The organism is Streptomyces sp. NPDC050546, assembly GCF_044457425.1.
GTDB lineage: Bacteria > Actinomycetota > Actinomycetes > Streptomycetales > Streptomycetaceae > Streptomyces.
The window spans coordinates 191,986-210,196 of record NZ_JBITGX010000015.1; the positions used below are offsets into that span (position 1 = coordinate 191,986).

Here is an 18,211-nt window from a genome sequence, read left to right on the forward strand (position 1 = left end):
CGGCCGCGGCCTGTCAGATCGGCGACGGGCACACCGATTTCAAGGTACGAACATAAGTCTGCGCAACAGCCCCGGCGGCACCGTCATCGGACGAGTCCCGCCTGGCGGTCTCGCGAATTCAAGCAGCGCACTGCCCCGTTCACTCAGCAACGCTTCCAAAGGAAGGGCACAACTCCGTGCACCAGCAGATGATCTTCGTGAACCTCGCCGCTCATGACCTCGACGCATCGAAGAAGTTCTTCACCGCGCTGGGGTTCAACGCCGACGACCGGTTCAGCGACGACACGACGGCCGCCATTCCTCTCAGCGACACCATCAACGTCATGCTGCACACGCACCAGAAGTACGCCGAGTTCACGAAGAAGCAGATCGTGGATTCGAAGACGTCGAGCGAGGTGCTCCTCGCACTGAGCGCCCCCAGCCGTGAGGAGGTCGACGAACTGGTCGACAAGGCGATTGCCGCGGGAGGCTCACCGACCGGTGAGCCTCAGGATCACGGCTTCATGTACGGCCGTGCCTTTGACGACCTCGACGGGCACACCTGGGAGGTCATGTGGATGGACCCGACGGCAACGCAGGGATGAACGAGTCACTCCGATGAAAGCACGGCTCCGATCACCGGTCTCTGATCAGAGGCTGCCGCGCTGTACGGAGTCGTACTGCTGACTCGGTCGTTGAGGGGCGGGCCAGGGGGACGGCCCGACCACACCACGCTCGACGATGCCCGGGGATCGCGCCGAACCCGACGCGGTCGCCGGGGGTTGCGGTCGTGGGGTGGCGATCGTTCCGGTGGCGTGCTGCCAGCGGGCGCGGACGGCGGCGATGCCGGCGAGGGCCCCGGCGGGCGCCGACGACGAGTCGGAACGGGGTGCTCGCCGAGTCGCCGGCGAACGCTTCGATGCACCGACCGGTGAGCTCGGCGGTGGCCAGGAGGGAACGCCGCAGGGCGCGCTCGCCGCAGTGCGCCACGGAACCGGCCGGTCCGGCCGGCAGACGGAGGACCTCGAAGCCGCGTGCGCCGGGTACCTGCCCCGGTCAGTCTCAGCGGGATCCTGACTCGACGCCGAAGTCGTAGGTGCCCGACCCCACTCGGAACACGGCAGCCCCGTTCTCCATACGGAGGAAGCGGACTCCCTCGGCCCGGTCGGCCGGTCGGCTGCCCTCGGTCACCGCCCGGGGGGTATCGGCCGGCACATGGACCTCCGCGACCGTGTTGACCGGCACCGTCACCTTCAGGTCGAAGGCGCCGTTGCGGTTGGTCCAGCGCGACGACAGCGGGCCGTGGACGGTCTGGAGGCTTCCGGAACCCCTGGTCAGGTTTCCGCCGGGCACCGGCGCGATCCGGGAGCGCTTGTACCCGGGCTCGATGGGGGAGAGGCCGCCGATGTTCTGGAACATCCAGTCGCCCACGGCGCCGTAGGCGTAGTGGTTGAAGGAGTTCATGTCGACGGGGCCGAATTCGCCGTCGGGCATGATCGAGTTCCAGCGCTCCCACATGGTGGTGCCGCCTTTGGCGATCTCGTAGCCCCAGGACGGGTAGTCCTGGTGGAGCAGCATCTTGTACGCGAGGTCGTCCCGGCCGATCCTGCTCAGCGCGGGCAGCAGCAGCGGCGTTCCGATGAAGCCGGTCCGCAGGTGGTGGTCGGTCAGGGCCAGCTTGGCCACGAACTTCTCGCCCACCTTGCCGACGAGTGCCGGGTCCGCGACGAGGTCCATGCCGAGGGCCATCGCGTATCCGGTCTGGGAGTTGCCCTTCACGGTGCCGTCAGCCGCGACGTAGGCCTCGGTGAAGGCGTGGCGGATATCGGCGGAGAGCTGGTGATAGTCGGACGCCGCAGACTCGTCGCCCAGGGCGTCGGCCACCTCCGCCATCATGCGGGCGTTCTCGGCGTAGTAGGCGGTGCCCAGGACGCCCTGCTCGGTGGGGTCGTCCAGATGCAGCCAGTCGTTGGTGAAGAACGTCGTGCGGCCGGGCTCCAGGAGGTCCGCTCCGGCACTCTCGCGCACGAACTGGAAGAACTTCCGCATGGCGGGGTAGTTGTCGCGCAGGATGCGGGTGTCGCCGTAGGAGCGCCACACGTGGTACGGCACGGTGATCATCACGTCGGACCAGCCGACGCCGCTCTCGGCGAACTGGCCCTGGGGGGTCGGTACGACCGCCGGGAGGTCGCCGTTGGCGTGCTGGGAGGCGCGCACGTCCGCCATCCAGTGGGAGAGGAACGCCCGGGTGTCCACGAGGTAGTTGGCCGTGGGCGCGAACAGGCTGATGTCGCCGGTCCAGCCCATGCGCTCGTCGCGGGCCGGGGTGTCGGTGGGGATGGAGAGGAAGTTGCCGCGCTGGCTCCAGGAGATGTTGCTGACGAGCTGGTCGAGCATGCTGTCGGAGGTCTTCAGGGTGCCGGTGGACGGGAGGTCCGAGCCCCAGACGACGCCCTCGACGTCGGTGAGCGCGGGAGGTGAGTCCACGCCGGTGATCTCGATGTAGCGGAACCCGTGCTGGGTGAAGGTGGGTTCGTAGGTGACCGTTCCGGAGTCGGCGAAGACGTAGCGGTCGGTGACCTTGGCGCTGCGGAAGTTGTCGGTGTAGAGGGTGCCGTCCTTGTTGAGCACCTCGGCGTAGCGGATCCTGGCGGTCCGGCCGGGGGAGCCGGTCAGGGTCAGCCGGGACACGCCGACCATGTTCTGGCCGAGGTCGTACACGTAGGTTCCGGCGGTGGGCTCGGTCATCTTCCGGGCCTTGAGCACCTGGGTCTCGCGCACCGGCTCGTCGCTCTGCGGGACCAGGCGGGCGGTGCGCGACTCCACCCGCGCGGCCGGTTCCCAGCGGGCGTCATCGAACCCGGCGCGGCTCCAGCCCGACGGCTTCAGACGGGCGTCGTACGTCTCGCCGTCCTGCAGGTCGGCCTTCACGTAGGGCCCCTCAGCCGCCTTCCACGAACCGTCCGTGGCGATCCACTGCACGGATCCGTCGGTGTAGGTGACGCGCATCTTCGCCACGAGCGCCGGGGCGTTGCCGTACTGGCGGCTCCAGCCGATCCCGACCTTGCCGGCCCACCAGCCGTTCGCCAGGGATGCGCCGATCGCGTTGTCGCCGCTCCTGAGCAGCTTCGTCACGTCGTAGGTCTGGGACTGGATGCGCTGGTGGTAGTCGGTCCAGCCGGGGGCGAGCACCTGGTCGCCGACCGGCCTGCCGTTGATCTCCAGCTCGTAGACGCCGAGCGCGGAGGCGTAGACCCGTGCGGAGGCGACCTTCTTGCCGGGCTCGGTCCCGAAGTCCTTGCGGAGCAGTGGCATCGGCCGCACGTCGGGCCCGTACAGGGCGTCCGTGGTGCCCGAGACGGCGAGGGCGGAGTCGGCGATGTCACCGCCGGAGAAGGGGTTCCGGCCCGAGGCGAAGTCGGTGTCGAGCAGAGTACTGCCGTCGGCTCCGGTCACGACGGCGTCGTAGACCGTTCCGCGTTCGCCGCAGCAGGCGTGGGTGCGGAAACCGATGAAGCCCTTCGTGAACGTGGAGTCCCTGAAGGTGCTGACGACCTTGCCGTCGAGGGTCGTCCTGATCATGTCGCCCGCCACGTCGTAGCGCACGGTGTGCCGGTCGGCGAGGAGGGAGGCCTTGGTGAAGCCGTGGGGTGCGAGATCCACTTCCTGGACCACGCTGTACGTTCCCTTGACCTGCTTGTGCAGTCTCAGCGTCGGGCTCGCGCCGGTGACGCTGAACTGCCACATGTAGCCGTTGCTCGCGTCGGCAGCACGCAGGAGCATGCCGAAGGCGGCGCTGTCGAGCTTGAACCGGACCGTCGCGGCGTAGTCGGTCCACTTGTCCAGCTCACTCGGGGCCTCGGCGCGCGTGATCCACTGGGCGCCGTCCCAGTCGCCGGCGTTCAGCAGGCCGGTCTCGAAGTACGCGCTCGTACTCCACCTGCTCACGGCTCCCCTGTCGTCCCAGGCCCGGACGCGCCAGTAGTAGCGGGTGGCCGACTTCAGATCCTGACCGCCGTACTCGATGTCGACCTGGCGGTCGGACCGCACCTTGCCTGACGACCACACGTCGGCGGCACCTGGTCTGCGTCCGACCTGGATCTCATAGGCCTGCTGGGTCGTCGCCCGGCGGGGCGAGGCCAACTGCCAGCCGAACACCGGGGCTTCGCCGCCGATGCCCACGGGGTTCGTCCGGCCGTTCGTGCTCAGCCCTCGTACGGCGAGAGGCCCGCCCGCAGCGGACACCGCCGGCGACTGGGGGGTCGGCAGGACGGACGCGCTGCCGAGCACCGCAAGCACGACGAAGCCTCTGAGGAGGCCGAGCATGACGGGTCGTCTGAGGAGCATGGCCTCTCCGTCTTTTGAATCGATTCAATCGAGCAGGTCGCGGGGACATTAGCCGTGTGACGTGAGACACGTCAATATCTGTGTCAGCAGGATCGTCGAAGTCGACTCAGCGGAGGGGGGTCGGTCTCTCACGCTTTCCGACCCGGCTCAGGGTGTCTCGGCATCGGCGCCGGTCGTCGTGGGAGACATGCGTGGGGACCGTCAGGTGCGACCGAGCGCCCGGACGGCTTCGAGGTCGTCCCGCACCCGCTGCGGTTCCCGGTCGAGTGGCATGTTGGCCTCGTCGCGGGCCGCGTCCAGCGCCCCGGGCCTGTCCTGGTCCAGCGCGGCGAACAGCGGGCCCAGATCGCTCGGGGCGGCGCCGTGCTCCGCGACCAGTTCGAAGGTCCGGCCGGCGGCCTCCGGAGTCGTGAGGGCATGGACCAGCACCTGGGCGATCTGGGCGCGGGCGATGACGCCGTCTGCGGGGCTGCTGGAGCGCCTCCTGTCGCCCTGGAGGAAGACCAGGCGGTGCTCGTCGGGCCCGTTCATGTCGAACCAGCCCGGCCGCACGATCGTGTAAGGCAGCCCACTGGCGCGGACGACGCGCTCCGATCGGCGCTTCCAGTCGAGCAGGTGGTCGTACGCGCTGCCGCGGCCGGTGACGCCGATGGAGGTCATCAGGGCGATGCGAGGTGTCTGCCCGTCCAGTGCCGCCAGTACGTTGCGGACCCCGGCGTAGTCGACCCTCTCGGGCGAGGACCGGGCACCGCCGAAGGATCCGAGGGTCAGCACGATGGCGTCGACACCGGCCACGGCCATGTGGAGCGATTCGGGCCGGGTGACGTCCGCGACGACCGGTTCGGCCTCGTCGGGCAGTTGCCGTCTCGCCTTGGCGGCGTCGCGGACCAAGGCGCGGGTGGCGTGACCGCCGGCGATCGACTCGGCCACGACGAGCCGTCCGATACTGCCCGTCGCGCCGACCACCAGGACGTTCATGGGTGTGGGTGTCATCGATTCCTCCATCAATTGTGCGGCGTGAGTCCGGTTGGAGGCCGGTCAGGTGACGGTCAGTTCCCCGGTGCGCAGGGCCGCGGTGACTCCCCCGTCCATCAGCAGGTCGGCGCCCGTGATGAAGCCGGCCTGGCGGCCGAGGAGGAACGCGGCCGCGGCGGCGACCTCGTCGGGTGTGCCGAAGCGGCCCGCCGCCGACACCTTGCGCACCTGCTCGAACCACTCCCGGCGCGGCCCGGACAACTCGTCCTGGGCCAGGGGCGTGATGATGACACCCGGGCTCAGGGCGTTGACGCGGCCACCGCGCTTGCCCCACGCCGCGGCGGCGGTCTGCACCCGCAGCGAGTTGGCGCGCTTGGACAGTGCGTAGGCGTGGACGGTGGAGCCAACCGAGTCGGGCTGGAGGAAGGGGAGTTCGAGCAGCTGCGAGGTCTCGGTGGTGGCCAGCGCGTGCTCGGTCTCCGGGGCGTAGGGGCTCTCCCGGTGACCGGCCATGCTGGCGATCACCACGCCGGCGCCGCCGGGAGCGATGACGCGGGCGAAGGCGTCCAGGACCAGCGCGGTCCCCACGAGGTCGACGTGCAGGATCCGCTCGATGCTCGCCTGGGTGGGAGAAACGCCGGCGGTGTGTACCACCTGAGTCACCGGGCCCAGCTCCGCTGCCGCGTCGGCCAGCGACTCGACGGCGTCGCGGTCGGAGACGTCGGTGATCCGGGTCGTCACGTCGTACCCCTCGCCGCGCAGCCGTTCGGCGGCGGCAGCGGCCGCTTGTTCGCTGTGGTCGGCGAGCAGCACGGTGCGGCCGGCGCCGATGTGGCGGGCGATCGCGAGGCCGATGCTGCCGGAACCGATGACGACTGCTTCGTTCGGGCTCTGGTTCATTGCTCCCACTCGTGTATCCGCGAATCTGCGACTGTCGGGGGATGTCGGGGGACGCTGTGGCACCCCCGGTTGTTCAGCGGCGGCCGAACGAGTCCAGTCGGACGGTCTCCGGATCGGGCCCGCTGCGCAGTCCGGTGTCGAGGGCGTCGATGGTGGCGACCTCGCCGGGGGTCAGGGAGAAGCCGAAGACGTCGAAGTTCTCCTCGATGCGGTGGGGCCTGACCGACTTGGGGATCGCGCACACGCCGTGCTCGATGTGCCAGCGCAGGACGACCTGGGCGGGCGTCTTGCCGTACTTCGCGGCGAGTTCGGTGACGGCCGGCTCCTCCAGCGCACTCCTGCCGCCGTTCGGGGCATGCGGCCAGTAGCGGGTGATGCCGCCGATCGGGGACCAGGACTGGGTGATGATGCCCAGCTCGTCGTGCGCTTCGCGGAGTTCGCGCTGGATGAAGTAGGGGTGCAGTTCGACCTGGTTGACCCCCGGGACGACATCGGCCCGGTCCAGCAGGGCGCGCAGTTGCCCGGGGGTGTGGTTCGAGACGCCGATCGCCCGGACCCGGCCGTCGGCCAGCAGCTTCTCGGCGGCCTTGTAGGCACCCACCCACTCCTCGGTGTCGAGGGCGGCCGGCTGGTGCAGCAGATACAGGTCGAGCTGGTCGAGGCCGAGGTTCGCGACGCTGGTGTCGAAGGCGCGCTGGGCGGAGTCGTAGCCGTAGTCGCTCAGCCACAGCTTGGTGGTGACGAAGAGTTCGCCGCGGTCGAGACCGGAGCGGCGGATGCCCTCGCCGACCTCCTTCTCGTTGCGGTAGGCCGCGGCGGTGTCGATGAGGCGGTAGCCGTCGCGCAGCGCGGTCTCCACCGCCGGGACGGTCTCCTCGGGGGTGCTCTGGTAGACGCCCAGGCCGAGGGCGGGCATCTCGACGCCGTTGTTGAGCTTCAGCAAGGGGGTTGTGCTCATGTGGGGTTCCTCGGGTGTGCGGGGGTGGGTCAGGGCTGGATGAGGACCTTCAGCGCGGTGCGGTCGGCCATGGCGCGGTAGCCGTCCGGGATGCCGTCCGTGCCGACGGTGTGGGTGAAGACCCGGCCCGGTTCGAGCGTGCCGTCGAGGATGTCGGGGAGGAGTTCCTCGATGTAGGCGCGGGCGGGGGCGGCTCCGCCGGTGACGGTGATGTTGCCCATCATCGCGTCGAAGCCCAGCGGGACGGAGGCGTACTGGGCGACACCGAGGCGGCTGACGACGCCACCGTGGCGGACGATCCCGAGCGCCGTGTCCATGGTCTGCTCGGCGCCGACGGCCTCGACGACCGCGTGGATGCCGTCACCGCCGGTCAGTTCCCGCACGCGCTCGACGCCTTCCTCACCGCGTTCGGCGACGACGTCGGTGGCACCGAACGCGCGGCCGAGGTCGGTACGGTCCTGGTGCCGGCCCATGAGGATGATCTGCTCCGCCCCGAGCCGCTTCGCTGCCATGACGGCGCACAGGCCGACCGCGCCGTCACCGATCACCGTGACGGACTTGCCGGGGCTGACCCGTGAGGTGACCACGCCGTGGTGGCCGGTGCAGTACACGTCGGACAGGGTGAGCAGGGAGGGCAGCAGCGCGGAGTCCTCGGCGACGGGCAGCTTGACCAGTGTGCCGTCGGCCTGCGGGACGCGGACCGCCTCGCCCTGGCCGCCGTCGACGCCGTCCGGGCCCCACTGCCCGCCGTTGCGGCAGGAGGTGTGCAGGCCCTCGTGGCAGAAGTCGCAGATGTTGTCCGACCAGACGAAGGGGGCGACCACCAGGTCGCCGCGCTCGAGTCCCGCCACCGCGGAGCCGATGTCCTCGACCACGCCGAGGAACTCGTGGCCCATGCGCCTGCCCTGGTCCGATGCCTCCATCTGGGCGTACGGCCACAGATCGCTGCCGCAGACGCAGGAGCGGACGACGCGGACCACGGCGTCGGTCGAGTTCTGGATCCTGGGGTCGGGGACGTTCTCCACACGGACGTCACCGGCGCCGTACATCACGGCTGCGCGCATGAGATCTCTCCTTTTCCACTGGCGAGTTGGGGGCGAGGCGGTGTGTCGACGGCACTTCAGCAGCCGTCGTTCCGAGGGTTCAGAAGTAGCGACCGCCCTGAGGGGCCGGGAGTGCGTCCAGCTCGGCGAGGTCGGCCGGGGACAGCACGATGTCAGCCGCACCGGCGTTGTCCAACAGATACTTCGGGGTCTTGGTGCCGGGAATGGGCACGACGTGCAGGACCTCCTCCGACCAGTCCCGGGTCCACAGCGACAGCTCCGACTGGACGGCTGTGATCGGGGCTGCCGTTCGGCGTCGCACGGGGCGAGCCGACCGAGCCCTGGTGGACCATGCCGACCTTGGTGGCCAGTACCGCACGCTCGCGACGGCCGCCGGCCAGGGCGCGGCCGACCAGCTCCTCGTTGGTGCGGGGCCCGTAAACGTCCGCGGTGTCGAGGAACGTCATCCCCACATCGAGTGCCCGGTGGATCACGGCGAGGGAGGTGTCCTCGTCCCGCCGGGTGCCCATGTCGTAGCCGTACGACATGCCCATGCAGCCCAGGCCGACGACTCCGACCTCCGGTCCCTTGCTGCCGAGCGTGGTGGTGCGCATACGTGTGCCTCCGGGTGTTCGGGGTTCAGCGGGTGCTGTCCGGTGCGGCGCCGTGCCAGTGCTCCTCGCCCGGAGGGGGGGTAGACCGTGTCGCCGTGGTGCGCCTCGATGACCGTGCCGTCGCGGCTGATCTTCAGCTGCTCCCAGCCTGATGGCCCGCGGCGTCAGGTGGCAGGCCGCGCTGTGCCGGGGAGTGACGTTCCGGGGTGTGACAGGGCCCCCCAGAGCCCTCCCGCACAGGTCAGGGCGCCCGCAGACTGAACGGTATGAGGAATGAGCAACAGAGCGGCACCGAGCTGGGACGCTTCCTGCGTGCCCGCCGGGCCCGGGTGACGCCCGAGGACGTCGGCTTGGCAGCCGGCTCCGGGGTGCGGCGCACACCCGGGCTGCGCCGCGAGGAACTGGCCACCCTGGCCGGTATCAGCATCGACTACTACACCCGGCTGGAGCGGGGCAAGGAGACCCGACCCAGCCCGTCCGTGGTGGACGCGCTGGCCAACACCCTGAGGCTGGGGGAGGAGGAGCACGAGCACCTGCGCAGCCTCGCGACCCTCGCCGCACGTTCGGCGCCGGAACCGCCGGCCGCGCCCAGCCGCACCGTACGGCCCGGTGTGAAGCTCCTGCTGGAGAACCTGCGCCCCCTCCCGGCCTACGTCGTCAGCCGCAGCAACGACATCCTCGCCGCCAACCCCGCAGGTCTGCGGCTCCTGGCCGGCATCGAGGAATGGCCGGCCAAACAGCGCAACATCGCCCGCTACGTCTTCCTGCACCCCGCCGCCCGTGACCTGTTCGGCGAGGACTGGACCATCCAGGTCCGCGGCTGCGTCGCGCGCCTGCGCGCCCTGGCCGGTACAGACCCGGACGCTCCCGACCTGACCCAGCTCGTAGGCGAACTGCTGCTGAAGAGCCCGGACTTCGCGCGCATGTGGGAGCGGTACGACGTCAGGGCTCGCGCGCAGGGCCGCAAGACCTTCCACCACCCCGAGGTCGGTGAGCTCGTCCTCGGATACCAGTCCCTGCTCCTGGAAGGCACTCCGGGCCACCGGATGGTCGCCTACCACGCCGAGCCCGCCACCCCCGAGCACGATGCCGTGGCACTGCTGGACATGCTCGGCCAGGAGCCCTCCACCGCCGCCGCGCGGCACGACGGTTCGGCGGATGCCCCGTCCGCGCCGTCGGCCTGACATCCGGGCCGCGCCGCGCAGGAATCGGGACGCGTGGAGCCACCTCACCGTGCGGTGCCCGGCGTGGGCGGCTCACCGTCCTCCGCGCTCCACAAGCCGAGCAACCGGAGCGCGTCGTGCGACGGTGTGCCGGGCATGTCTGCCGTGCCGGCGAGCTCGAAGAGATGCGCGCGCTGTTCTCCGCCCAGTCGCAGTGCCTGCGCGATGCGCGCCAGGACCGGGACGGACGACGCATGCGTGCGGCCCTGCTCGACGCGGTCGGTAGTGGCGGGCGCTGACGCCCGGCTCGCACAGAACGCCGCACAGCGCCCACACGGCGTGGGACCGGCCGGCTCCTGGTCACCCCTCCGCGGTGCGTTCGATCGTCTGGTCGGCGCCCGACATGTCGAGGAGGACGAGCTTGTCGTGGTCGGGGGTGCCGGGTTCGGCGTAGTAGGCGACGAACCGATGGCCCGGGGAGCCCTCCAGCTGCATGGACTGGTAGCCGGGGGTGAGGTCGCCGACCTCGGGGTGGTGGAAGGTCTTGCTGCCGTGGGTGTGCCACCGCAGGTCGTAGCCGTCCCACAGCGAGGCGAACTCCGGGCTCTTCTTCAGCAGTTCGTCGACCAGCTCGACCAGGTCGGGCGCTTCGGGCTCGATTCCGGCCAGGGCGCGCATACGTCCGACGACCGCGCGGATCTGCTCGTCCCAGTCGTCGAACAGAGTCTGGGCCGCGGGGTGGAGGAAGACGTAGCGCACCACGTTGCGCTTCGTCTCCGGCCAGTCCTCCATTCCGGGGAACAGCCTCAGGCCGCTCGCGTTGCACGCGAGGATGTCCATGGTCCGGCTGATCACGTACGCCGGGAAGGGGCGCAGGCTCTCCAGCAGCAGCACGGTTCCGGGTGGCACGGTCCTGGTCGGTGTGACCGGCTCCACCGGGGTGCTGCCCGCGGCACAGGCGACCAGCTCGCGCAGATGCTCGTGCTCGGCCGGGTGCAGACGCAGGGCTTGGGCGAGGGCATCGACCACTGACGGGCTCGGGTTGTGCTCCTTACCGCGCTCCAGTCGAACGTAGTAGTCGACGCTGACCCCGGCGAGGGTGGCCAGCTCCTCGCGGCGCAACCCGGGAGTGCGGCGTAGCCCGGGACCCGTCGGCAGCCCGGCCTCTTCCGGAGTGACCTTGACGCGGCGGGCCCGCAGGAAGGTGCCGAGTTCGGTGCCGCCGGTGCCGTTCTGCCGCTCACGTGCCATGAGCTCAGTGTGGCAGCTGGGTGCTGATGAGGCCATGAGCAGGGCGGGAGCCGCGTGGGGGGCCCTGTCACACCCCCGAACGGCGCTCCCCGGCACAACGCGGCCTGCCACCTCTCGCGCCGCGCACGCAGGCTGTACTCCGGGTGGCAGCGCGGCACGGCGGCACAGCCGCGGCGCACGTGTTCGAAGCACCCCGACCCCTTTCACGGACACCGCAGAGGAGCCCTCAGTGTCACCGTCCCTTGCCTCCGCCCAGCGATCCGGCGCCGAGGCCGTGCCCAAGCGATCCGGCGCCGAGGCCGTGCCCAAGCGATCCGGCGCCGAGGCCGTGCCCAAGGGGGCCGGCCCGGCGCTGGCGGCCGCGGTACTGGGCTTCTTCGTGATGACGCTGGACACCCTGATCGTCAACGTCGCTCTGCCCGAGATCGGCGACGCCTTCGCGGCCGGGATGACGGGACTCCAGTGGGTGGTGGACGGCTACACCCTGATGTTCGCCGCGCTGCTGCTGTCCGCCGGGTCCATCACCGACCGGGTCGGCGCCCGCCAGGCGTTCGGGGCGGGCCTGGTGGTCTTCGTCGCCGCCTCGGCCGCCTGCGGCTTCGCACCGAACCTGGCCGTCCTCGTCCTCGCACGACTGGTGCAGGGCATGGGCGCCGCAGTGATCGTGCCCGCCTCGCTGGCCCTGATCCGGGAGGCGTACCCGGACCGGACCCGCCGCGCCCGGGCGATCTCCGTCTGGGCGATGGGCGGCTCGGTGGGCGCCGCGGCCGGCCCGGTGGCGGGCGGCGTGCTGAGCCTCGTCGACTGGCGGATGATCTTCTTCGTGAACGTGCCGGTCGGGCTGCTGGCGCTGTTCCTGCTGACCCGGACGCGCCGCTCGCCTCGCCGGCCGGGCACCGGGTTCGACTGGCTCGGGCAGCTCGCCGCGGTCGCGGCGATGGGAGGCCTGACCTTCGCGGCCATCGAGGCCGGTGTGGCCGGCTTCGGCGCGCCCCCGGTGATCGTCGCCTTCGGTGTGGCGGTGGTCGGAGGCGCCCTCTTCCTGGCGGCGCAGGCCCGGGGGAAGAGCCCGATGGTGCCGATGCCGCTGCTGCGAGCCCGCACGATGCTCATCTCGTCGAGCGTGGGATTCGCCCTCAACATCGGCTTCTACGGCATGGTCTTCCTGCTCAGTCTCTACCTGCAGCAGACTCGGGGCCTGTCGCCGCTGGCCACGGGCATGGCGTTCCTGCCGATGACCCTGCTGACCGCGTGCGTCAGTCCGACCACCGCATGGTTCGCCGCCAGGTTCGGCGCCCGGATGCCGGTCATCACCGGTCAGCTCGTCATGGCCTTCGGCCTTGTGATCCTCGCCCTCGCCCCCGCGACCGCGCCCACCTGGCTGCTCGTCGTGCTGATGATCCCGGTCGGTGCCGGCGGCTCCCTCGCCGTCCCGGCGGTGACGGCGCTGTTGCTGGACCGTGTCCCGGGCGAACGGGCCGGAACCGCCAGTGGTGTCCTCAACGCCTCCCGTCAGGTCGGTGGCGCCCTCGCTGTCGCCGTCTTCGGTGCCCTGGTCGCCCAGCACGGGAGCTTCTTCCACGGCCTGCGTACCAGCCTGCTGAGCGCCGCCGCCCTCGTGCTGGCGACTGCCGCGACCAGCCTTCTGCTCAGGCCCGCCCCCACCTCGGCGACGGCCGCGCCCGCACCCACCACATCCGCTTCCGCGACCGCCTTGGAGAAGGAAACACAGCCATGACCACCGCGACGATCCGGTCGAACGGCGAACTCGAGATCGACGACGCCGACGAGATCAACGACGCCGTCGACGCGGCCTACCGCGCCAAGTACGGCCACTACGCGGCCTACATCATCCAGGCCGTCACAAGCCCCGAGGCGAGTTCCACCACGATGCGGCTCGTGCCTCGGTCCTGAAGAACAGGCCTGGGCAACCAGGCCCGAGCAAGCAAGCAACCCCCACCTCTGGAGAGAACGTGCTCACCGTCAACGCGTACGCCGCCACGTCCGCGACCGAACCGCTCACCCCCACGACCGTCGAGCGCCGTGACGTCGGCCCGCACGACGTACTCATAGAGATCAAGTACGCCGGCATCTGTCACTCCGACATCCACTACGCCCGCAGCGACTGGGGCCCGTCCACCTACCCGGTCGTCCCCGGCCACGAGATCTCCGGGATCGTCACCGAGGTCGGCTCCGAGGTCACCGAGTACGCCGCCGGTGACCGGTGGGTGTCGGATGCATGGTCAACTCCTGCCGCGAGTGCGAGCCGTGCCGGAAGGGCGAGGAACAGTACTGCCTGAAGGGGCACACCCTCACCTACGGCGCCATCGACGAGGACGGGACCCTCACTCAGGGCGGCTACTCCACGCACGTCGTCGTCAACGACGACTTCGTGGTCCGTATCCCCGAGGGCATCGCCCTGGACGAGGCCGCGCCGCTGCTGTGCGCCGGCGTCACCACCTTCTCGCCTCTGCACCGCTTCGGCGCCGGCCCCGGCAAGAAGGTCGCGGTCGTGGGCTTGGGCGGCCTCGGGCACATGGCCGTCAAGATCGCCCACGCGATGGGTGCCGAGGTCACCGTCCTGTCGCAGTCGCTGAAGAAGAGGGACGACGGCCTGCGCCTGGGCGCCGACCACTACCACGCCACCAGCGACCCCGCGACGTTCGAGCAGTTGGCGGGCACCTTCGACCTGATCGTCAACACGGTCAGTGCCAAGATCGACCTGGACGCCTACCTCGGCCTGCTGGCCGTGAACGGCACCCTGGTCAACGTCGGCGCCCCCGCAGAGCCGCTTTCGCTGAACGTGTTCTCGCTGCTCATGCAGGGCCGTTCCTTCGCTGGTTCGCTGATCGGCGGCATTCGCGAGACGCAGGAGATGCTCGACTTCTGCGGCGAACACGGACTGGGTTCCGAGGTGGAGGTCATCCCGGCGGAGAAGATCAACGAGGCGTACGAGCGAGTCCTCGCCTCGGACGTGCGGTACCGCTTCGTGATCGACGCGTCGACGCTGGCTCGATGACGCAGGTGGCGAAGGAACCCTAGTGCGTGAAGCCGGGCTGGAGACGCGCTCGCGGACGCGGAGGTCCACGTCGCGCAGTGCTCATCCCTGGTGCCATCGTGCCCGGCCATCACCGCAAGGCCCCGGCCGTGCTCGCCGACGCACTGTGGAGCCTGCACCAGGACCGGCGCGGTTTCCATCACTTCGCCGACGACCTCGATTCCTGACACCTTCGGGAGAAACAACGTGATCGGTCTCGAACTCGTCGTCGTCCTGGGCGTCGCCATCCTGCTGGGCGAGCGCGTCGGACACCGCCTGCGGGTCGCGCCGCCCGTGCTGTTGCTCGTCATGGGCGCGCTGCTGGGATTCGTCCCCGCCCTGCGGGAGGTCCAACTGCCGCCCGAGGCCGTCCTGCTGCTCTTTCTGCCGGCACTGCTGTACTGGGAGAGCGTGACCACCTCGCTGCGCGAGATCCGACGGGATCTGCGCGGCATCGTGTTGCTGAGCACCGCACTGGTGATCGGAACGGCCGGGGCGGTCGCCGCGGTCGCGCACGGTCTGGGGCTGGGCTGGGGACCGGCCTGGGTCCTGGGCGCGGCCGTCGCCCCGACGGACGCCACCGCGGTCGGGGTGCTCGCGAGGGCGCTGCCGCGGCGGAACGTGACGCTGCTGCGTGCCGAGAGCCTGATCAACGACGGCACGGCGCTGGTCCTCTACGGCCTCGCCGTCGGCATCACAGTCGGTGAGGAGCACTTCACCGTCCCTCACGTCAGCCGGCTTTTCCTGGTCTCCTACCTGGGCGGCGCCGCCGCGGGGCTGCTGACCGCCTGGCTGGCGATCCGGGCCCGGGGGCTCCTCGGCGATCCCCGGCTGGGCAACGTCGCGACCATCCTCACTCCCTTCACCGCGTTCCTCCTGGCCGAACTCGTCCATGCTTCCGGAGTGCTGGCGGTGGTGATCGCCGGGCTCGTCATGAGCCAGGCGGGCCCGCGCATGGTGCGGGCCGAGACACGTCGTCAGGCCGAGGAGTTCTGGTCTCTGGCGACCTTCCTGCTCAACGGCTCCCTGTTCGTCCTGGTGGGCCTGGAAGCCCAGTCGGCCGCGCGAGATCTGAACGGCACCGACCTGACCTCCGCCGTGATCGCCGTCGCAGCGGTCTCGGCGGTGGTCGTCGGCACCCGCTTCGCCTTCCTCTTCACCGTCCCCTACCTGATCCGCCTGCTCGACCGCCGCCCACAGCAGCGGCTGCGCCGCATGACCTACCGGCATCGGGTGGTCAGCGCCATGTCCGGGTTCCGCGGCGCCGTGTCCCTGGCTGTCGCCCTGTCGGTGCCGACGGCACTGGACTCCGGCGCACCGTTCCCGGACCGCGACACGATCGTGTTCGTCACCTCCGGCGTCATCGTGACCACACTGGTGGTGCAGGGTCTCCTGCTTCCGGCCGTGGTGCGCTGGGCCCGCCTGCCCCGGGACACCTCGGTGGAGGAGGAGCGGTTCCTCGCCGAGACGACGGCGACCGAGGAGGCTCTCAAGAGCCTCCACGACGTCGCGGCCGAATTCGGTACCGATCCCGAAGTCGTGGAACGCATGCGGCAGGAGTACGAAACGCACCTACAGGTGCTGCGTGCCGGCGGTGACGAGGCCGACGACGAGCAGGTGCTCCGACACGACCGGCACTACACGGCCATCCGCCTGGCCCTGCTGGCCCGCAAACGCGCCGCCGTGCTCCGCCTGCGGGACGAGCGGGAGATCGACGACACCGTGCTGCGGCACGTACAGCGGCAGCTCGACCTAGAAGAGGTACGACTGTCCCGCAGAGGGGCGACGGAGTGACCAGGCTTCACGCACGCCCTCCGGTCTGAGCCTGGGCCTGCCCGCCGGGCGTGTCCGCCGCTTGACGAAGACGGCCACATAAGGGGCATGGGGAGTTCCTTCTAGCTGTCATAGACCCGGCCGCCTCAGGGCCAGGGCGAAGGAGCATCCAGTACAGGTGATCCGTTTAGTAACGGGTGGCTCGCCCTCGTTCGTCGACGTGCGGCGCGTCGCGCAGGGTGTGTCGCCCGAGTGCGGCGAGGGTTAGGCTTGCATATTCGGAACGAATGATCCGGATGCTCGAAGTAGCAACCTCATGGGGCGCATGGTCCCCAGAACAACAGGAGTCTTGCTGTGCCTGAGACCCCACGGCCGCTGCGGGCGGACGCTCAGCGCAACCGTGCCCGCGTGCTGGAGGCGGCGGAGATCGTTCTGGCCAAGGACGGGATGGCCGCGTCGATGAGGGAGATCGCACGGCATGCGGGCGTAGGGCTTGCCACCATCTACCGTCAGTTCCCCACCAAGGAGGCGCTGCACGAAGCGATCGTGGTGGAACGCGTACTCAGGCTCCTGGAAGAGGCGCGAGCCGCGGCAGAAGCGCCCGATCCGGGCGAGGCCTTCTTCGCGTTCTTCACCCTTGCCGTGGCAGAGTCCACGGGTGAGAAGGCGCTCGTCGACTCGCTGTGGCAGGCCGGTGTGGACATCAAGGCCAGCACCGCTTCCATGTACCGCGAACTCGAGGATGCCACCGAGGCCTTGCTGGTCCGCGCCCAGGCGGCGGAGGCCGTGCGAGCGGACGTGCGCATGCCGGAGGTGCTGGCGCTCATCACAGCCACCTGCCTCGCGGCAGATCGCCAGCAGTGGGACGAGGCGCTGCGCACGCGCACGCTGTCGATCGTCTTCGACGGCCTCCGCGGGCGCTGAACCAGCGGGTAGAGAGGGCCGACGCAGTAGGCAGGAGTGCTGCCGTGGGCAGGGCGAATCCTTGAGCAGCCGTCAGCGCCGGCCGGTGCAGGAGCGGCTGAACTTCTGACCACTCTTGACCAATCGCCGGGCCGAGCTCAGGCGGTCGCGCTCGTAGGCGCGCAGGACGCCGATGCCGTCCTTGCCGCGCACTCCGGCGGCGGTCAGTCGGCCGAGGGCCTCGGCGTCCTCTCGACCTGCTTCGCACTCCGTGGTGCACGGTGACTTCGGGCTCGGCGTGGGTCGCTTCCAGCGGCCGGGCGCGGACCGTCGCGGGGGAGTGGGGTCAGCTCTGAAGGTGGATGCCGTAGAAGTCGACGAGCTTGTCGACGACCTGAGGGATGAACTCGTCCCTGTAGTAGAGGTCCATGTGCGAGGCACCTTCGATGTCGTACAGCTCGGCCGGGTCACCGGCACGTGCGACGGCGTCCTCACTGAAGTGGCGCGTGTCGGCCTCGGTGCCGGCGACCATCAGCAGCGGACGCGGGGCGATCCATTCCATGTTCCGGAAGGGAGTGAAATGGGCGAACACGTCGAACCGGATCAGTCCCCAACCGGTCGAGCGGGGGTGACGGCCGAGCGGGCCGCGGTAGTAGTCGTAGCTCTCACCGAACATGCTGCGTGCGGGAAAGGCGTCCGCGTCGGCCTTGGTCGGCGGCAGCTGGTTCCCCGCGAACGCGCCTTCGCCTCGGGCCTCGACATTGCGCAGGACACCCGCCTGGTCCAGCAGCGCGTCCCGGGTCGCCGGGTCGGCGAGGAGTTCGCCGGCCGGGTCCACCGCGCTGACCGTGGCCACGGCTTTGATACGGCGGTCGGTCTGCGCGGCGTAGGACAGGTAGCTGCCGCCCGCGCAGATGCCCAGTGCACCGACGCGTTCGTGATCGATGTCGCTGCGGCTCGCCAGGTAGGAGACCGCGGCCCGGATGTCCTCCGCGCGCTGGAAGGGGTCCTCGAGGCTGCGCGGCTCCCCCTCGCTCTCACCCTGGTAGGCGGCGTCGAAGGCGAGGGCGGCATAGCCGTTGCGGGACAGCTCCTCGGCGTACCGGGCTGCGGTCTGCTCCTTCACGCCGCCGGCGGGGTGGACGACTACCACCCCGGGCAGGCGGCGGCCGTCGTAGTCGTCCGGTACGTACAGGACGCCGGCGATCGCCAGGTTGTTGCTGCGGAACGTCACAGGGGCCTTCATGGGGATTCCTCGGGGTGCGCGT

The 18,211-nt window shown here is 70.2% G+C and carries 15 protein-coding genes and 1 pseudogene; 8 read left to right on the top strand and 8 right to left on the bottom strand.

Annotated elements, in window-relative coordinates:
- Positions 1-176 precede the first annotated feature (176 nt).
- Positions 177-584 (top strand): VOC family protein, encoded by a 408-nt coding sequence (locus tag ACIBK5_RS32605; RefSeq protein ID WP_399025213.1) that lies wholly within the window; start codon positions 177-179, stop codon positions 582-584.
- Between the two features lie 457 nt (positions 585-1,041).
- Here ACIBK5_RS32605 and ACIBK5_RS32610 read toward each other — a convergent pair whose 3' ends face one another.
- From ACIBK5_RS32610 to ACIBK5_RS32635, 6 genes are all read right to left on the bottom strand, one after another.
- Complete coding sequence (locus ACIBK5_RS32610) at positions 1,042-4,326, bottom strand: family 78 glycoside hydrolase catalytic domain (RefSeq protein WP_399025215.1); 3,285 nt, start codon at positions 4,324-4,326, stop codon at positions 1,042-1,044.
- A 201-nt stretch (positions 4,327-4,527) separates the two neighbouring features.
- A complete protein-coding gene (locus ACIBK5_RS32615) occupies positions 4,528-5,319 on the bottom strand; it encodes an SDR family oxidoreductase (RefSeq protein ID WP_399025217.1) in 792 nt (263 codons plus the stop codon).
- A gap of 45 nt (positions 5,320-5,364) precedes the next feature.
- On the bottom strand, positions 5,365-6,201 hold the full coding sequence (locus ACIBK5_RS32620) for an SDR family oxidoreductase (RefSeq protein ID WP_399025219.1): 837 nt from the start codon (positions 6,199-6,201) through the stop codon (positions 5,365-5,367).
- Positions 6,202-6,274: 73 nt separating this feature from the next.
- Complete coding sequence (locus ACIBK5_RS32625) at positions 6,275-7,159, bottom strand: aldo/keto reductase (RefSeq protein ID WP_399025220.1); 885 nt, start codon at positions 7,157-7,159, stop codon at positions 6,275-6,277.
- 29 nt (positions 7,160-7,188) lie between these two features.
- Entirely contained in the window at positions 7,189-8,223 is a 1,035-nt protein-coding gene (locus ACIBK5_RS32630; protein WP_399025222.1) for a zinc-binding dehydrogenase, read from the bottom strand.
- A gap of 152 nt (positions 8,224-8,375) precedes the next feature.
- Positions 8,376-8,816 carry an aldo/keto reductase gene (locus ACIBK5_RS32635; protein ID WP_399025223.1) on the bottom strand — a complete coding sequence of 147 codons (441 nt, stop codon included), beginning with the start codon at positions 8,814-8,816 and terminating at the stop codon, positions 8,376-8,378.
- Between the two features lie 266 nt (positions 8,817-9,082).
- Here ACIBK5_RS32635 and ACIBK5_RS32640 point away from each other — a divergent pair, with 266 nt between their 5' ends.
- The gene (locus tag ACIBK5_RS32640; RefSeq protein WP_399025225.1) at positions 9,083-10,000 is read left to right on the top strand and encodes a helix-turn-helix transcriptional regulator; all 918 of its coding nucleotides are present in this window, start codon (positions 9,083-9,085) and stop codon (positions 9,998-10,000) included.
- 116 nt (positions 10,001-10,116) lie between these two features.
- Complete coding sequence (locus tag ACIBK5_RS32645; RefSeq protein WP_399025227.1) at positions 10,117-10,278, top strand: hypothetical protein; 162 nt, start codon at positions 10,117-10,119, stop codon at positions 10,276-10,278.
- Positions 10,279-10,339: 61 nt separating this feature from the next.
- On the opposite strand, the gene ACIBK5_RS32650 is transcribed toward ACIBK5_RS32645, so the two are convergent.
- Positions 10,340-11,230, bottom strand: coding sequence for a helix-turn-helix transcriptional regulator (locus ACIBK5_RS32650; RefSeq protein WP_399025229.1), 891 nt, complete (start codon positions 11,228-11,230; stop codon positions 10,340-10,342).
- A 301-nt stretch (positions 11,231-11,531) separates the two neighbouring features.
- Here ACIBK5_RS32650 and ACIBK5_RS32655 point away from each other — a divergent pair, with 301 nt between their 5' ends.
- The 5 genes and pseudogenes from ACIBK5_RS32655 (at position 11,532) to ACIBK5_RS32675 (ending at position 16,964) form a co-directional block, all read left to right on the top strand.
- Positions 11,532-12,968, top strand: a complete 1,437-nt coding sequence (locus ACIBK5_RS32655; protein ID WP_399025311.1) for an MFS transporter — start codon at positions 11,532-11,534, stop codon at positions 12,966-12,968.
- Positions 12,965-13,144 carry a DUF2255 family protein gene (locus tag ACIBK5_RS32660; RefSeq protein ID WP_399025231.1) on the top strand — a complete coding sequence of 60 codons (180 nt, stop codon included), beginning with the start codon at positions 12,965-12,967 and terminating at the stop codon, positions 13,142-13,144. The genes ACIBK5_RS32655 and ACIBK5_RS32660 overlap by 4 nt, the downstream gene beginning before the upstream one ends.
- Positions 13,145-13,203: 59 nt before the next feature.
- Positions 13,204-14,249: pseudogene (locus tag ACIBK5_RS32665) on the top strand (NAD(P)-dependent alcohol dehydrogenase).
- A 225-nt stretch (positions 14,250-14,474) separates the two neighbouring features.
- The gene (locus tag ACIBK5_RS32670) at positions 14,475-16,061 is read left to right on the top strand and encodes a Na+/H+ antiporter (RefSeq protein ID WP_399025232.1); all 1,587 of its coding nucleotides are present in this window, start codon (positions 14,475-14,477) and stop codon (positions 16,059-16,061) included.
- 387 nt (positions 16,062-16,448) lie between these two features.
- A complete protein-coding gene (locus ACIBK5_RS32675) occupies positions 16,449-16,964 on the top strand; it encodes a TetR/AcrR family transcriptional regulator (RefSeq protein WP_399025234.1) in 516 nt (171 codons plus the stop codon).
- Between the two features lie 325 nt (positions 16,965-17,289).
- On the opposite strand, the gene ACIBK5_RS32680 is transcribed toward ACIBK5_RS32675, so the two are convergent.
- Positions 17,290-18,189 carry an alpha/beta hydrolase gene (locus ACIBK5_RS32680; protein WP_399025236.1) on the bottom strand — a complete coding sequence of 300 codons (900 nt, stop codon included), beginning with the start codon at positions 18,187-18,189 and terminating at the stop codon, positions 17,290-17,292.
- Positions 18,190-18,211: the final 22 nt, after the last annotated feature.

Excerpts from the sequence above, each read along its gene's own strand:
- ACIBK5_RS32650 (WP_399025229.1), bottom strand. The coding sequence starts at position 11,230 with ATGGCACGTGAGCGGCAGAACGGCACCGGCGGCACCGAACTCGGCACC.
- ACIBK5_RS32640 (WP_399025225.1), top strand. The coding sequence starts at position 9,083 with ATGAGGAATGAGCAACAGAGCGGCACCGAGCTGGGACGCTTCCTGCGT.
- ACIBK5_RS32620 (WP_399025219.1), bottom strand. The coding sequence starts at position 6,201 with ATGAACCAGAGCCCGAACGAAGCAGTCGTCATCGGTTCCGGCAGCATC.
- ACIBK5_RS32635 (WP_399025223.1), bottom strand. The coding sequence starts at position 8,816 with ATGCGCACCACCACGCTCGGCAGCAAGGGACCGGAGGTCGGAGTCGTC.
- ACIBK5_RS32625 (WP_399025220.1), bottom strand. The coding sequence starts at position 7,159 with ATGAGCACAACCCCCTTGCTGAAGCTCAACAACGGCGTCGAGATGCCC.
- ACIBK5_RS32630 (WP_399025222.1), bottom strand. The coding sequence starts at position 8,223 with ATGCGCGCAGCCGTGATGTACGGCGCCGGTGACGTCCGTGTGGAGAAC.
- ACIBK5_RS32680 (WP_399025236.1), bottom strand. The coding sequence starts at position 18,189 with ATGAAGGCCCCTGTGACGTTCCGCAGCAACAACCTGGCGATCGCCGGC.
- ACIBK5_RS32660 (WP_399025231.1), top strand. The coding sequence starts at position 12,965 with ATGACCACCGCGACGATCCGGTCGAACGGCGAACTCGAGATCGACGAC.
- ACIBK5_RS32615 (WP_399025217.1), bottom strand. The coding sequence starts at position 5,319 with ATGACACCCACACCCATGAACGTCCTGGTGGTCGGCGCGACGGGCAGT.
- ACIBK5_RS32610 (WP_399025215.1), bottom strand. The coding sequence starts at position 4,326 with ATGCTCCTCAGACGACCCGTCATGCTCGGCCTCCTCAGAGGCTTCGTC.